We start from the raw sequence: 14,649 nt of genomic DNA, 5'->3' as shown, positions 1-14,649 counted from the left end.
AAGGGCTATCATAGTGATAGCCCTTTCAAATTATTTCGTACTTATTTAGTCGATGATGTACGATATGTTAATCCAGTTTTTTTCCTCCTCCGGCCGGTAACGTACCTCCCGTTTCAAAGTCAAATTTCTTTCCACCACCTGCAGGTAGAGTTCCACCAGTTTCAAAATCAACTTTTTTGCCACCACCACCTGGGAGAGTTCCGCCACCAGAAGTGTCGCCTTTTGCGGTAGTTGAGGTATTTTGTTTTGATGGGTCACCTATTTCATGCGTAGTAAACGAAGTCAAAACCAATACTAAAGAAAACAATCCGAAAGTTAAAATAGCTTTTTTCATAATTTGAGACATTTATGTTCGTGGTATTTTGTTTTTGTTTGTCGCGTGGACATAATGATTCCACGGAGCAAAACTAAATACGATGCCTCGCTCAAGCCCTATGTTTATTGTGGTCTTTGGTAGATGACCCGATTTTGTTAGTGAATGATATCACTTTGGAGTGTGATTGGAAATTCTAAAATTCCAAATAATTGCCGTTTGTGATGCTGCTGATGATCGAATCGACGTTTTCTTTGTAGGATTTTGAAAACGGAAGTTTTACCGAAGAGTCTTTTAAGTAGCAAACCGCGTTACCCGTATGGATTCTCGAAACGTAATCTATGTTGACGATGTAGCTGTTATGTATCCGCACAAACGGAAACGGGAGCGAGCTCTCAAACTGTTTCAATGTCTTGAATGCCGTAATCATCTCCCCACTATTTAAATGAATGTCGGTGGAGTTGTTGTCAGCCTGCAAGTACAAAATATTCTTTGCGTCTATAAAACGGTAGTCGCCGTAAGATTTTACGCAAATCACAAGTGGTTTTTCTTCAATAGGCAACTCAGACATAACCTGGGGCTGAGGCGCTTCAAGAATAGTGACCGCTTCGTCATTGTTATCCGTAACTAGTGACTCCGCTATTGGCAGTTCCGCTACTCTGGAATCAGGTACCGCCGAAATCAGGTCCTTTTCTTCAACGATCGAAGTCAGAGAGCGCTCATATCGCAACATCGCCTTGCGCAATTCAAGCGAGCGAAATGGCGTAAGAAGGTAGTCGAGCACATCGTATCGAAGCGCTTCGTAGGCTAAATCCGCAGTTTTTGCGGTAACGATAACCTTTGGAACGTTTGTGAGGTAGCGATAGAATTCGCTGATCAGACCTAAGCCTAACTTTGAAAGAGGATTTTCAGGTTGAATTTCAAGGAAAATAATATCTGGATTTTTTTCGAGAATCAAATCCAAGCCTTCGTCGAAATTTAAAGCACTTCCGACAAACGACAATTGCGGAAAAACGGCTGCCACAGCTTTCGTTTCCGCTATTTCGTCGCGATTGTCGCTAACAATTACGTAAGTGTGCTTCATTGGTTAGGGCCAACGCTGCGTAGGGAGGTAAGTTTGGGACTTATCGGAAGCTAATTTATTTATAAAATTTACCGCTTTTTTGCTTTGGACAACTTGAGCATGTCATTTCAGACGTGAATCAACGAACTGCAAATTTATTCGGCCAATTACATTGCAGTAAAAGATATTGCGAGCTAATTTTACTATTTTACATTAATTTTCTAAATTTGTGTAATGTTGTAAAAATCATAATACTATATGGAACTATCTGTCTTGCAGAATATTGAGTCTCAACAAGAAATTAAAAATTTGTTTTCACAAGAGGCAACATGTATCAACTTTCTCGAAGCCCTCCGATGGAAAGGCGACGTTGTTAGCCCGTTTGACGAGAATTCAAGAGTTTATGAATGCAGTAAAATGCGTTACCGCTGCCGGAATAGCGGTAAATATTTCAATGTTCGCACCAATACCATTTTCCATGGTTCAAAAGTGACGCTGTCAAAGTGGTTTGAGGCAATCTGGCTGGTATGGAACTATCCGAATACGAACATCATGGAGTTGTCAAGAAAACTTGACGTCTCGCCCAAGACTGCATGGCTGATGCAAAAAAGAATAGCGCGGCTTGTCGAGAAAAAGCCGGCAGAGCCAACCGTTGGCATGGCGCTTACCGATTGGCTAAATCGTCTACAATAATGATTTACGCACGCTACGGTTCACCTCAACACAAAATCTTAATTGCGGACGCCGCTCTCCAACCCTATATACTTTCGGATGGCAGGTTTGTACTGACCAAAAAAAGTATCAACCGTTATTTTGGGCAAGTTTCCAAAGCGAATTGGCTAAACGAATTCATGCAAAGCTTTAGCCGATACGGAATCGGAGCGACCGGTCTGCTGGAAAAACTTTCGCGCCCGATACATTTTGAATCAGCCGATCACGAAGCTGTACCTTCTATAATCGAGGCCTACGACGTGAACACTGTTCTCGAGGCCTGTGAATTTCTGATTTTTGCAAAAAATGAAGGTTTCCTGAGCGTCATAGAACTAAAATTCGCCAAAGCAGCCCAAATTCTTATCCAGGAAGATAAAAACAACAGTCTGTTTTTAAGGATTGCCGAAACGACAGGGCTAACCTTCACTAAGGATAAAGCACAACAACGAATTGTCCTTTCTTTCGCAGATCACAATAGGGAGAAGGCCTATAAATGGATCGCAGCGTTTCCCGACGACTTCTGGAACCTTGTAATGTCCCATTTGCAAACCGATTGGAAATCGATGCGTGAGGATCCGTTACCAGCGGCACACTTTGTACGGGATTGGGTTTTCTCGCGCCTCCCTTCAAGTCTTTTCGATGAAATGCGATCTAAGGCTCCAAAGCGAAGCTATCGGTTAAAACGAGGCCCTCAACAAAATCAACATCCTCAAATTTCCAGCTATTTGCACGGTTTGATCGCACTTTACACGGTTTCCGAAGGCAACCTCGGCATTCTCGACCAATTGTTGAGCAAATCTTACCCTGTCGTACGAAACATCACGATAACGACAGCGGAGCCTGAACTGGAATTAACTGCTTTTTCGCGCCAGGTCAAAAATCTTCTGGCGGCAGTAAAATAAAAAAGCCTCCGCGATTTGGAGGCTTTGTACTATTTGGCGGTTTTCAGCAGCCACGTTCGCATCGAAACTTCATCGTTGATAATGTTGCGAAGTTCAGAAATCGCAACCCTATCCTGTTGCATCGAATCGCGATGGCGGATCGTAACCGTGTCGTCTTCCAACGTCTGATGATCTACTGTTATGCAAAATGGCGTCCCAAGCGCGTCCTGCCTGCGGTAACGGCGTCCTACCGCATCTTTTTCGTCGTATGTGACGTTGAAATCCCATCTCAGTTCCTCGACGATTTTGTGTGCAACATCAGGCAATCCATCTTTTTTGACAAGCGGAAGAACCGCTGCTTTCGTAGGCGCCAGGACAGATGGCAAAGCCAAGACCGTCCGCGTCGACCCGTCTTCAAGTGTTTCTTCTTTCAACGATTTGGAGAAAATCGCGAGGAACATCCTGTCAAGACCGACCGAAGTTTCCACGACATAAGGCACATAATTTTCATTCAACTCAGGGTCGAAATACTGTAGTTTACGACCAGAAAACTGCTCGTGCGCCTTCAAATCGAAGTCGGTTCGCGAATGGATTCCTTCCAATTCCTTGAATCCGAAAGGAAAATTGAACTCTATGTCCGCGGCAGCATTAGCGTAATGCGCCAGCTTTTCGTGATCGTGGAATCGATAGTTTTCCTTGCCAAGACCAAGCGACAAATGCCAGTTCAGGCGCGTTTCCTTCCAGTATTCGTAATATTTCATCTCTTCCCCGGGACGGACGAAGAATTGCATTTCCATTTGCTCGAATTCGCGCATCCTGAAGATGAACTGCCGCGCGACAATCTCGTTGCGAAACGCTTTCCCGGTTTGCGCGATTCCAAAAGGAACCTTCATCCTGCCCGATTTCTGGACGTTCAAAAAGTTTACGAAAATACCCTGGGCGGTTTCGGGACGCAGGTACAAATCCATCGCATTTTCAGCCGATGCGCCGAGTTTCGTACCGAACATAAGGTTGAATTGACGCACTTCCGTCCAGTTTTTCGAACCGGTTTCAGGATCGGCAATACCCAATTCCTCGATAAGCGCCTTCACGTCTTCCAAATTACCGCTGTCGAGACCGGAAGCCATGCGCTGCAAAATTTCCTTCTGACGCGCCTTATATTCAACGACGCGACCATTTGTCGCCACGAACTGAGCTTCATCGAATGCATCTCCAAAACGCTCTTTGGCTTTATCGATTTCCTTTTGCGCTTTCTGGTTGAGTTTTTCGCAATAATCCTCGATGAGAACGTCGGCGCGGTATCTTTTCTTGGAATCTTTATTATCGATAAGCGGATCGTTGAACGCATCGACGTGACCCGACGCTTTCCAGGTTGTCGGATGCATCAAAATCGCCGCGTCAAGCCCGACGATATTCTCGTGCATCTGCACCATGGCTTTCCACCAATATTCGCGTATGTTTTTCTTGAGTTCGGCCCCGTTCTGACCATAATCGTAAACCGCACTGAGGCCGTCGTAAATTTCGCTCGACGGAAAAATAAAACCGTACTCTTTGGCGTGGGAAATCACGTTTTTGAAGATATCTTCCTGCTTTGACATGATGCGTTGGGTAATTTTTAGAGAATTCAACCGCGAAAGTAAAAATTCTTGGCCGAGGCTGAAAATAAAAACGCTTCTTTCGCCCGAATTTCCTAACTTTCAGACATTAAACGCCATTTCGATATGTTACACGCCTTGCTCAACTTGTTTTTCCCGCCGGTCTGCGCGGGTTGCGACAGCCTTTTGCTGCAAAATGAATCTGTGATTTGTTCCGGTTGCCGTCACGAAATCCCACTTACGAACCATCATCTGCAACCTCAAAACGAGGCATCCACGAAGTTCTTCGGACGCATTCCCGTCGAATCGGTCACTGCATTTTCGTATTATCACAAAAAAGGCATTGTCCAGGAAATGATCCACAAACTCAAATACCGCGGCCAGGAAGACATAGGAACGGCTCTCGGCTATTGGTTTGCTGAAGATCTAAAATCGGTTTGCGCTTCCGCGGATGCGATCGTCCCGGTTCCGTTACACCCGAAAAAATTGAAGAAACGCGGATACAACCAGGTCACCAGTTTCGGAAGTGCGCTTTCGGATGCGCTTCGGATTCCGATGGACGAAAAGCTGCTCAGGCGAAATTTTTATTCGAAGACGCAAACGAAAAAGAATCTGTTCGCACGGTCGGAGCTCAGCAAAACGCTTTTCGAAGCCGATTTTTCCGAAGTCCACCATGGCAAGCACTTTTTGCTGATCGATGACGTACTTACAACCGGCTCGACACTAGAGGCTTGCAGCCGGGCGTTGCTGAAAATCCCGAATGCGAAAATCTCGATCGCGTGCCTGGCGTTCTCCCATTCTTAATTCCGTCAAAAAACATTTTACTGCCAAAAATTATAATCGTTATTTTGTGCATCGAAAACCTGATTTTCAGTTGAAAAAACTCTTTACATATCTCGCCTTATTGATTCTTCTCGTCAACGTGGGTTGCGCCAAGCGCGGCACGATTACCGGCGGGCTCAAGGACACCATTCCGCCGACGCTTTTGCAGAGCATCCCTGAAAACTATTCAAAGAATTTCAAAGGCAAAAGTTTCAAGCTGGTTTTCGATGAATATGTGAAGATGAAGGACATCAACAAACAACTTATAGTGTCTCCTCCTCTAAAGAACGAGCCGATGATCATGCCTCAAACGGCTGCGAAGACCTTTACGATAACAATTAAGGATACTTTGCTTCCGAATACCACGTACAGCTTTAATTTCGGGCAAAGTTTGCAGGACAATAACGAAGGAAATCCGTATTCGCAGTTCCGATACGTATTTTCGACGGGAGATTATATCGATTCACTTCAGGTTGGCGGTCGCATACGCGATGCCATTGCCAAAAAGCCGGACAATTTCGTCTCGGTCATGCTTTATCCGATAGACAGTACTTTCACGGATTCCATCATCTACAAGCAGCCGCCGCGCTATATCACCAATACGCTCGACAGCCTGACACTCTGGAAAATCGAAAACATCAAGGCTGGCAAATACCTGTTGATTGCATTAAAAGACAACAACAATAATAAATACGATCCAAAGTCCGACAAAATAGCGTTTCACAAGGAATTCATTACCGTTCCGACGAACACGCTTTTCGAACTTGAGCTTTTTAAAGAAGCGGTTCCGTTTAAGGCGTTGCGCCCCAGTCTGGATGCCGGTCACAAATTTCTTGTCGGTTACGAAGGCGATCCGAAAGACCTGAAAGCGACGGTAAAAAATGGGAGCGAAATCCTTAAAACGGCCATAACCAGCGTTCCCGACAAAGATTCCGTCAACATTTGGTTCCCGCGTATCAAAGCCGATTCCCTACAGGTAATGCTTGAAAAAGACAATTTTAGATCAGAAAACTGGATCAAGATAAAGGCGCAGAAAAAAGACACGCTGAGCTTTTCGCCAAAACAGACCGGAACATTGCCATTGAGGGGAAGTTTCGGGCTCGAGCCTAGCATTCCCTTGTCTAAAATAGACGAATCAAAAATCTCGGTGACCACAAAGGATTCCGCGGTAAGATTTACGACGAGATACGACGAATTCAAACGGTTGCTCGAGGTCGACTTCCAAAAAAATCCCGTCGAAAAATACACAATACAAATGCTTCCCGGGGCGCTAACGGACTTTTACGACTCCGAAAATGACACGCTGACCTACAAGTTGTCAACCAAGAACGTTTCCGATTACGGCAACCTGAGGATCACGCTCGAGAATGCCAAAAAATTTCCTGTCATCGTAGAACTCGCCGATGCAAAAGGCGCCGTCAAATACACGGAATACACAGAATCGGCAACGACGATAGACTTCAATGCGATCGATCCCGCCAAGTACACGTTGCGCATCATTTACGACGACAACAGAAACAAACAGTGGGACGCCGGAAACTATCTCGAAAAGCGACAAGCTGAAGAGGTGATTTATTTTGCAAAAGAGATAGAGGTACGCGCCAATTGGGATGTCGACCAGCCGTTCAGCTTACCGTAACGACATCGCGATCGCGCAAAAAACCTAATTTATCGCGCGTTTCGGTCAAGCTTTCCTTATCGATAGTAAGTACGAATATGCCTTCATTTTCCCAAGAGGAAACGAGCATTTCGCCAAGAAAATCCAATCCTTGGGAATGTCCGGGATAGAAATGACCGTTTTGATCTTCGCCTATTCTATTGACAGCCGCGACGTAACACATATTTTCAATCGCCCTCGCCTTCAACAACGCGTCCCAGGCTACAATACGGGTTTTCGGCCAGTTTGCAACGTAAATCATGAGATCGAAGTCTTCGTTGTTTCGCGAAAATGCCGGAAAGCGCAGGTCGTAGCAGATCAGCGGGCAAATCCGGAATCCCCTGAACGTCAATATTAATTTAGCATTTCCAGCGGTATAAATCTCGTCTTCGCCGGCGAGTGAAAATAAATGGCGCTTGTCGTAAATCGAAATTTCCCCGTCGGGCTGCACGAAAAGCAAGCGATTGAAATAAAGTCCCTCGTCCTCAATGGCGAGACTGCCTACTACCGCACTGTTTTTCTTCGCTGCCAAATCCTTCATCCACGTTATCGTAGGCCCGTTCATGGTTTCGGCACATTCCGACGGCGACATCGTGAATCCGGTCGCAAACATCTCGGGAAGTACGATGATGTCCAGGTCATCTGCAATTGGATCGATTTTATCGTATAGCAACGCCCGGTTCGAGTCGGGATCCTGCCAGACAATCTCGGTCTGGACAAGTGCAATTTTTAACGTGTTCTGCATTATTCGATTGTGATTTCGTCCGTAAAAATATATGCATCTCCGCCGACGCCTTGATGCCATTCGGGCAATTTACCGAAATTGTATGCTTTGACTTTTACATATTTCGCGGATATCGGGGCGAACTCCGAAGCGAAATTCCCAATTTTTACGTCCGTATTTTTCGCATCCATTTCGTTCGTTACCGTTTTGACCAATTTAAAATTGACGTTGTCGTCCGAAACGAAATATTCCACTTTTGTCGGCATTACGATCCAGGCACGCGAATCCTGAAGAAAACGCGCACTGATCCTCGATATTTTCTTTGGCTTTTTCATATCGATCGTGGCTTCGAAATCCTGACCTTGATAACCTTGCCAATCGCCTTTGCGCCAGTTTTCGGAACCAAAAATGCCGTCTATCAGCCCTTCATTCCCGCCGGCGTGGTATTGCGGATTGTATTTTGATTTCGTATCAATTGTAAAATCGTTTGGCTTTTTAAAAAATGAAGCGGAAACCGTGTCGCTTGACTTCCCGTTTGCAATCGCAAAAAACTCGACAAAGGACGACTGTTTTATTGCGAAATCGGACTTGAATGCCTTGAAATCCGGCTTTTTCCCGTTTCGGTTTTGCGCCCAGACGCGATAGAATATTTGCGAACCGTTTTCCGAAAAGGAAATCGTCATCGCTGTTTTGAACGATTTTCCACTGGCCTCGACGCTTGGAACGACGGTTATTAAATTCTCCTTTGGCACGCCGAACGTATATTCCAAACCTTGAGCGGCGATTTTCGGTGTGACTCCCAAAGCCGTCCGGTTTATATTAGGATCTTTCCTGTCGATCACGATTTCGCTCTCACCTTCCTGGGCCACGACGGCACGCTCGAAAAACGGAGTCGCCGTCGACCACAAATAGCCGGAGCCGGGCGTTACCGAATATATTCCGAGCGAACTCAACACATACCAAGCGCTCATTTGGCCGCAGTCTTCGTTTCCGATAAGTCCGTCCGGAGCATTTTTATAGAAATTTTCGAGTATGAAATGAACCTTTTCATTTGTCTTTTCCGGCTTCCCGACGTAATTGTACAGATAAACCATGTGATGGCTCGGCTCGTTTCCTTGTGCATATTGCCCGATCAATCCAGTAATATCAGCCTGGTCACGCCCGGTGGTTTCAGCCGGGGCAGCGAACATTTCGTCCAGTTTTGCCGCGAACGATTCCTTTCCGCCGAAAGCGTTGATCATACCCGGAATATCCTGTGGAGCGAAGAATGTATAATGCCACGAATTGCCTTCGGTGAAATTGTTGTTGACTTCGCGCGCGTCAAACGGCTTGTCCCATCCGCCGTTCTTCTTGGGACGCATGTGTTTCGTTTCCGGATCGAACACGTTTTTCCAATTTTGGGAACGCTTCATGAAATACGCGTAATCTTCTTGTTTTCCAAGCATTTTCGCCATTTGCGCGATGCACCAGTCGTCGTACGAATATTCTACGGTTTTGGAAACACTTTCATGTTCGTCATCCATCGAGATAAACCCGTTCTTTTTATAAGCCGACAAGCCCAAATGATCGAGCATAGCGCTGTGTTTTGCCGCCTCGAACGCTTTTTCGTAGTCGAAGCCTTTTATGCGTTTGGACATGGCGTCGGCCATAACCGAAACCGAATGGTAACCGATCATGCAATCGGTCTCGTTCGATGCGAATTCCCAAACCGGCAAACGGCCGCCTTGCTCGTATTGCTTGAGGAACGTGTTGATAAAATCAGCGGTGCGCTTCTTGTCGATAAGCGTGTACAACGGATGAGCGGCGCGAAAAGTATCCCAAAGTGAAAAAACCGTGTAATAGTCGAAGCCGTCGGCGGTATGGATCTGATCGTCCCGGCCACGGTATTTGCGATCGACATCCTGGGCAATGTTAGGTTGGATCATCGTGTGATACAAAGCCGTGTAGAAAACCGCCAATTTATCGTTATCCTTCTGGGAAATCACGATTTTGGAAAGTTCCTTGTCCCAAAGAAGCTCGACATCAGATTTTGCTTTATCGAAGTCCCAACCCGGAATTTCGGACATATTTTTCTGGGCGCCATCATAACCGGTGGGCGAAAGCGCGACTTTGACTTTGATGGTTTCCCCTGTTTTTACATTTGCCGAGAACGCAAGCTTGAGCAAGCTTCCCGCGAACGTCTTGTCGCTGGGTTTGGCCGGCGCAAACGCATTGTTTTCGATTTTCGTGATGTTCATCGCGCGATCGAAAGAGATGCGTGCCCAAATTTTCTGGTCTGTTGCCCAAGCGGAACTATTGCGAAAAACCTCAATTGTCTTTTCATTGATGATACGGACTTCGCCCGTGAGCAGCAAGTCGCGATGGTTAAGGTCGAGGATGATGTTCGCCTGACCCGCTTTCGGGAATTTGTATTGATGGAAACCGACGCGTGTGGACGTTGTCAGTTTTGCCTCAATCCCGAATTTGTCCAGTTTTACGGCATAATAGCCTGCAGAAACCGACTCGTTTTGGTGGGAAAACGCCGAAGAATACGATTCGTGTCGCAACGACGGTTCGCCCATAGTTGGCATTAGCATGATGTCGCCATAGTCTGAAACGCCGGTGCCGCTTAAATGTGTGTGCGAAAACCCGTAAATGACGGAGTCTGAATAATGATAACCGCCGCAACCGTCCCAACTGCCGTCAATTCGCGTATCGGGCGACAATTGCACCATGCCGAACGGAGCCGTAGCACCGGGAAAAGTGTGGCCATGGCCGCCGGTTCCTATTAGTGGATTGACGTGTTTGTGGAGATTCTGGGAAAGGGAAGCGGTTGATACGGACAGTAAAAGAAGGGAAATCCAAAAGTTCATGATGGCGTTGTTTGGTCAAAGATAGAAATTCGAAAACGATTGCGTTAGGGATAGCAGCGGAAATCCTTTTGATAAACCTCAAAGGTTTGACGAACCTTTGAGGTTCCAAAAGATTGCAGCGGATAGCCCGGCGCCGGCGCAAAACGAGATCGAAAACGAATGTCGACTCCGGCGCAACGCCCAAAAGACCCAAACGAAAAACGCACCCGTAAAGAGTGCGTTTCATATTAAAATAAATGATGTTAGCTCATTGAAGCCGTCAGATATTCGCGGTTCATCCTGGCGATATTTTCAAGCGAAATTCCCTTTGGACATTCGATTTCGCAAGCGCCCGTATTCGTACAGTTTCCGAACCCTTCCTCATCCATTTGGCGCACCATGTTCAAAACACGGTCGTGCGCTTCGATCTTGCCTTGGGGAAGCAACGCATACTGGGAAACTTTCGCACCGACGAACAACATGGCCGAACCGTTCTTACAACTCGCCACGCAGGCGCCGCAACCGATACAGGCCGCTGCCTCGAACGAACGATCTGCGTCTGCCTTGTTGATTGGCGTAGCGTTGGCATCGATCGTGTTTCCGGATGTGTTTACCGAAACAAAACCACCGGCTTGCTGAATCCTGTCGAACGACGATCTGTCGACGACCAAATCCTTGATTACCGGGAACGCCTTGGAACGCCATGGTTCAATAAAAATCGTTTCTCCGTCCTTGAACGAGCGCATGTGCAGCTGACAGGTCGTGATGAAACGATCTGGCCCGTGAGCGCGTCCGTTGATGTAAAGCGAGCATGCTCCGCAAATTCCTTCGCGACAATCGTGATCGAAAGCGATGGGCTCTTTGCGCTCGTTGATCAACTGTTCGTTCAATTGGTCGAGCATTTCCAGGAAAGAGCTGTCGGTCGACACTTTGTCGAGCTTGTAGGTTTCCATTTGTCCTTTCGCCTTGGCATCTTTCTGACGCCAAACCTTTAGGTTTATATTGATGAATTTAGTTGCCATTTCGCAGATTTTATTTGTAGTTACGTGCGGCTATCTTGATGAATTCGTAATTCAGGTCTTCTTTGTTGAGAATTTCCTGATTGATGTCTGGGCCATTGTATTCCCAGGCTCCGACGAACTTGAAGTTTTCGTCATCGCGCAGGGTTTCCCCTTCTGAATCCTGGTATTCTTCGCGGAAATGCCCGCCACAGGATTCATTGCGTTGTAGCGCGTCCATTGCCATGAGCTGGCCAAGTTCCATGAAGTCAGCTACGCGAAGCGCCTTCTCCAATTCGGTGTTCATTTCGTTCGCGCTTCCCGGAACATAGACGTCGCGGTGGAATTCCGCTCTCAAGGCGTCAATTTCCTTTACCGCTTCGGATAGGCCTTGGGCGTTGCGTCCCATTCCGACCTTGTTCCACATGATATTCCCAAGTTGCTTGTGGAAATAATCTACTGATTTTGTCCCGTTATTGTTGAGGAACTTGTCGATTTGAGCACGTACTTCCCGTTCGGCTTCGTCAAATTCCGCAGATTGAGTCGAAATTTTCCCGGTTCGGATCTCGTTCGCCAGATAATCAGACACCGTGTAAGGCAATACGAAATATCCGTCAGCCAGACCTTGCATCAAAGCCGATGCTCCGAGTCGGTTCGCTCCGTGATCGGAGAAATTCGCTTCTCCGGCAACGAAACATCCCGGAATCGTTGATTGCAGATTATAATCAACCCAAACGCCACCCATCGTATAGTGAACGGCCGGATAGATTTTCATTGGCGTTTCGTATGGGTTTTCGTCGGTGATTTTTTGGTACATCTGGAAAAGGTTGCCGTATTTTTCCTCTATCCATTTCTTGCCAAGTTCCTGGATTTTAGCCTCGGATGGATTGTGGTCTCCGGCGACCAATGCCGCTTGTCTACCTTTGCTCGTGATTTCGGACGCGAAGTCGAGGTAAACGCCTTCGTTGGTGTCGTTGGCTTCGATTCCGTAACCTTCATCGCAACGCTCTTTGGCAGCGCGGGACGCTACGTCGCGAGGAACGAGGTTTCCAAACGCAGGATAGCGTCTTTCGAGGTAGTAATCTCTATCTTCTTCCGCGATTTGTGTCGGCTTCAGTTTCCCGGCGCGAATCGCTTCGGCATCTTCTTTTTTCTTCGGAACCCAGATTCGGCCTGAGTTACGCAATGATTCCGACATCAACGTCAGTTTCGATTGGTTCGTCCCGTGGACCGGAATACACGTCGGGTGGATCTGGACATAGCAAGGATTTGCGAACGCAGCGCCTTTCTTGTGGATTTTCCAACCCGCGGAAACATTCGATCCCATCGCATTCGTCGAAAGGAAATAGACATTTCCGTATCCGCCGGAAGCGATAATGACAGCGTGGGCAGAATGTCTCTCGATTTCGCCGGTAACAAGGTTGCGAGCGATGATACCGCGCGCTTTACCATCGACCTTTACGATGTCGAGCATTTCGTGTCGGTTGAACTGCTGCACGTTTCCTTGACCGATTTGGCGCGAAAGTGCAGAATATGCGCCAAGCAACAATTGTTGCCCGGTTTGACCTGCGGCATAAAATGTTCTTTGGACCTGCGTTCCTCCAAAAGAACGGTTGTCGAGCATCCCGCCGTAATCGCGTGCAAACGGAACACCTTGAGCGACGCATTGGTCGATGATGTTTCCGGAAACTTCCGCCAGGCGGTGAACGTTCGCTTCACGCGCACGGTAGTCGCCTCCTTTGATGGTATCGTAAAACAAGCGGTAAATACTGTCGCCGTCGTTTTGGTAGTTCTTCGCGGCGTTGATTCCGCCTTGTGCTGCAATCGAGTGAGCGCGACGAGGTGAATCCTGGAAACAGAACGATTTTACGTTGTAACCCATTTCGCCAAGCGATGCGGCTGCCGAAGCGCCTGCCAATCCCGTTCCTACGACGATGACGTCGATCTTCGGGCGGTTGTTCGGCGCGACGAGCTTAAGGTGATTTTTGTGGTTGGTCCACTTTTCAGAAATGTGGCCTTCCGGTATTTTGGAATCTAACTTCATAATGATTATGAGTATTGATTATTAAAGGACGAAATAAACGTAAACTGGGATGATCGCAAACAACAGGCACGTCACGATCGAGAAAACAAGTCCGAACTTATCGATGAAAGGACTGTATTTCGGATGGCTCCATCCCATACTCTGGAACGAGCTTGCAAAGCCGTGGCTTAGGTGGAAAGCCAAAACTGCCATCGAAATCACATACAGGATAACGTACAACAGGCCATAAGTCGGCTGCTTGAAAAAATCGACTGTGATCTTATAGAGATCTTTGTAAAGCTCAGCGATCTTGATCTGGGCGTTCGCGTCGTAAAGCTCCGTGCGGTTTTTGATGTATTTGCCTTTACCTGTCTTATGGGCTTCTTCCAAACTAGGTGCGACCTGGTCGACCGGAATGAATTGCTGGGTCGTCGTTCTGTAAAACGATTGCTTTTGTCCCATCGCACTGAGTTCAACCTTGTAAAGCGGCATGTTGGCGTCGTAATGCATACGGCCCCAAAACGTAGCCATGTGGCTGACGATGAAAATCAAAACCAATGATCCGAGCAGTGCCATGTTGCGCGATGCCCAGGTTGTGTTCGCCGATCGATTGTTCTTCACATATCCGATAGGGCGCGCCTTGCGGTTCTGAACGGTAAGCCAGATTCCGTCGATGGCGTGAAAAAGGATGGAAAGATAAGTCACGTACGACAGCGCCTTTACCGCCGGATTAGAGGTCATGAACAACGCATATTGGTTGAACCTCATAGCCGCCTCGTATTTTTCGGTACTTAAAAGCTGGAGGTTTCCAATCAAGTGCCCGATGAGAAACAGACATAAAAATAAACCCGTAAGCGCCATCCAATACTTTTTCGCAAGGGACGACTTCAGGATTGCAGAATTAGCCATAGATTTTGAGTAATTTATTAAAAAATCACACAAAAATACGGCTAAATGCGTTATAGCACAATGTTTTCCGGTTTATTTATAATCGTTTTTAATTGAGTTGAAACACTTTGAAAACGTGAAAG

The 14,649-nt window shown here is 46.9% G+C and carries 12 protein-coding genes; 4 read left to right on the top strand and 8 right to left on the bottom strand.

Features of this window, described 5'->3' with window-relative positions:
• Nucleotides 1-67 precede the first annotated feature (67 nt).
• Entirely contained in the window at nt 68-334 is a 267-nt protein-coding gene (locus tag HC229_RS06430) for a hypothetical protein (RefSeq protein WP_191019646.1), read from the bottom strand.
• 175 nt (nt 335-509) lie between these two features.
• Nucleotides 510-1,397 carry a LytR/AlgR family response regulator transcription factor gene (locus HC229_RS06425; protein ID WP_191019645.1) on the bottom strand — a complete coding sequence of 296 codons (888 nt, stop codon included), beginning with the start codon at nt 1,395-1,397 and terminating at the stop codon, nt 510-512.
• 237 nt (nt 1,398-1,634) lie between these two features.
• Here HC229_RS06425 and HC229_RS06420 point away from each other — a divergent pair, with 237 nt between their 5' ends.
• Both HC229_RS06420 and HC229_RS06415 read left to right on the top strand, forming a co-directional pair.
• Complete coding sequence (locus HC229_RS06420; RefSeq protein ID WP_191019644.1) at nt 1,635-2,069, top strand: IS1 family transposase; 435 nt, start codon at nt 1,635-1,637, stop codon at nt 2,067-2,069.
• Nucleotides 2,069-2,989, top strand: a complete 921-nt coding sequence (locus HC229_RS06415) for a P63C domain-containing protein (RefSeq protein ID WP_191019643.1) — start codon at nt 2,069-2,071, stop codon at nt 2,987-2,989. The genes HC229_RS06420 and HC229_RS06415 overlap by 1 nt, the downstream gene beginning before the upstream one ends.
• Before the next feature lie 29 nt (nt 2,990-3,018).
• On the opposite strand, the gene HC229_RS06410 is transcribed toward HC229_RS06415, so the two are convergent.
• Entirely contained in the window at nt 3,019-4,566 is a 1,548-nt protein-coding gene (locus HC229_RS06410) for a glycine--tRNA ligase (protein ID WP_191019642.1), read from the bottom strand.
• A 123-nt stretch (nt 4,567-4,689) separates the two neighbouring features.
• Here HC229_RS06410 and HC229_RS06405 point away from each other — a divergent pair, with 123 nt between their 5' ends.
• Nucleotides 4,690-5,367: a ComF family protein gene (locus HC229_RS06405; RefSeq protein WP_191019641.1), complete on the top strand. Its 678-nt coding sequence runs from the start codon at nt 4,690-4,692 to the stop codon at nt 5,365-5,367.
• A 70-nt stretch (nt 5,368-5,437) separates the two neighbouring features.
• The gene (locus HC229_RS06400) at nt 5,438-7,024 is read left to right on the top strand and encodes an Ig-like domain-containing protein (RefSeq protein WP_223845544.1); all 1,587 of its coding nucleotides are present in this window, start codon (nt 5,438-5,440) and stop codon (nt 7,022-7,024) included.
• On the opposite strand, the gene HC229_RS06395 is transcribed toward HC229_RS06400, so the two are convergent.
• The 5 genes from HC229_RS06395 to HC229_RS06375 all read right to left on the bottom strand — a co-directional run bounded on the left by HC229_RS06395 (nt 7,011) and on the right by HC229_RS06375 (nt 14,527).
• Nucleotides 7,011-7,787: an amidohydrolase gene (locus HC229_RS06395; protein ID WP_191019639.1), complete on the bottom strand. Its 777-nt coding sequence runs from the start codon at nt 7,785-7,787 to the stop codon at nt 7,011-7,013. The genes HC229_RS06400 and HC229_RS06395 overlap by 14 nt on opposite strands.
• On the bottom strand, nt 7,787-10,618 hold the full coding sequence (locus HC229_RS06390; RefSeq protein WP_223845543.1) for a GH92 family glycosyl hydrolase: 2,832 nt from the start codon (nt 10,616-10,618) through the stop codon (nt 7,787-7,789). Before HC229_RS06390 ends, HC229_RS06395 begins: the two co-directional genes overlap by 1 nt.
• A 242-nt stretch (nt 10,619-10,860) precedes the next feature.
• Nucleotides 10,861-11,619, bottom strand: a complete 759-nt coding sequence (locus tag HC229_RS06385; RefSeq protein ID WP_191019638.1) for a succinate dehydrogenase/fumarate reductase iron-sulfur subunit — start codon at nt 11,617-11,619, stop codon at nt 10,861-10,863.
• A gap of 10 nt (nt 11,620-11,629) precedes the next feature.
• Complete coding sequence (locus tag HC229_RS06380; RefSeq protein ID WP_191019637.1) at nt 11,630-13,639, bottom strand: fumarate reductase/succinate dehydrogenase flavoprotein subunit; 2,010 nt, start codon at nt 13,637-13,639, stop codon at nt 11,630-11,632.
• Between the two features lie 21 nt (nt 13,640-13,660).
• Complete coding sequence (locus HC229_RS06375; RefSeq protein ID WP_191019636.1) at nt 13,661-14,527, bottom strand: succinate dehydrogenase cytochrome b subunit; 867 nt, start codon at nt 14,525-14,527, stop codon at nt 13,661-13,663.
• Between the last annotated feature and the right edge of the window lie 122 nt (nt 14,528-14,649).

Origin of the sequence: Flavobacterium selenitireducens (genome assembly GCF_014748335.1) — a bacterium.
Classification (GTDB): Bacteria; Bacteroidota; Bacteroidia; order Flavobacteriales; family Flavobacteriaceae; genus Flavobacterium; species Flavobacterium selenitireducens.
This window is presented reverse-complemented; position numbering and strand designations above follow the sequence as displayed.

Bases quoted from the DNA above. Each gene is read 5' to 3' on its own strand.
- HC229_RS06425 (WP_191019645.1), bottom strand. From the start codon at position 1,397: ATGAAGCACACTTACGTAATTGTTAGCGACAATCGCGACGAAATAGCG.
- HC229_RS06410 (WP_191019642.1), bottom strand. From the start codon at position 4,566: ATGTCAAAGCAGGAAGATATCTTCAAAAACGTGATTTCCCACGCCAAA.
- HC229_RS06415 (WP_191019643.1), top strand. From the start codon at position 2,069: ATGATTTACGCACGCTACGGTTCACCTCAACACAAAATCTTAATTGCG.
- HC229_RS06390 (WP_223845543.1), bottom strand. From the start codon at position 10,618: ATGAACTTTTGGATTTCCCTTCTTTTACTGTCCGTATCAACCGCTTCC.
- HC229_RS06380 (WP_191019637.1), bottom strand. From the start codon at position 13,639: ATGAAGTTAGATTCCAAAATACCGGAAGGCCACATTTCTGAAAAGTGG.
- HC229_RS06395 (WP_191019639.1), bottom strand. From the start codon at position 7,787: ATGCAGAACACGTTAAAAATTGCACTTGTCCAGACCGAGATTGTCTGG.
- HC229_RS06420 (WP_191019644.1), top strand. From the start codon at position 1,635: ATGGAACTATCTGTCTTGCAGAATATTGAGTCTCAACAAGAAATTAAA.
- HC229_RS06375 (WP_191019636.1), bottom strand. From the start codon at position 14,527: ATGGCTAATTCTGCAATCCTGAAGTCGTCCCTTGCGAAAAAGTATTGG.
- HC229_RS06405 (WP_191019641.1), top strand. From the start codon at position 4,690: ATGTTACACGCCTTGCTCAACTTGTTTTTCCCGCCGGTCTGCGCGGGT.
- HC229_RS06385 (WP_191019638.1), bottom strand. From the start codon at position 11,619: ATGGCAACTAAATTCATCAATATAAACCTAAAGGTTTGGCGTCAGAAA.
- HC229_RS06430 (WP_191019646.1), bottom strand. From the start codon at position 334: ATGAAAAAAGCTATTTTAACTTTCGGATTGTTTTCTTTAGTATTGGTT.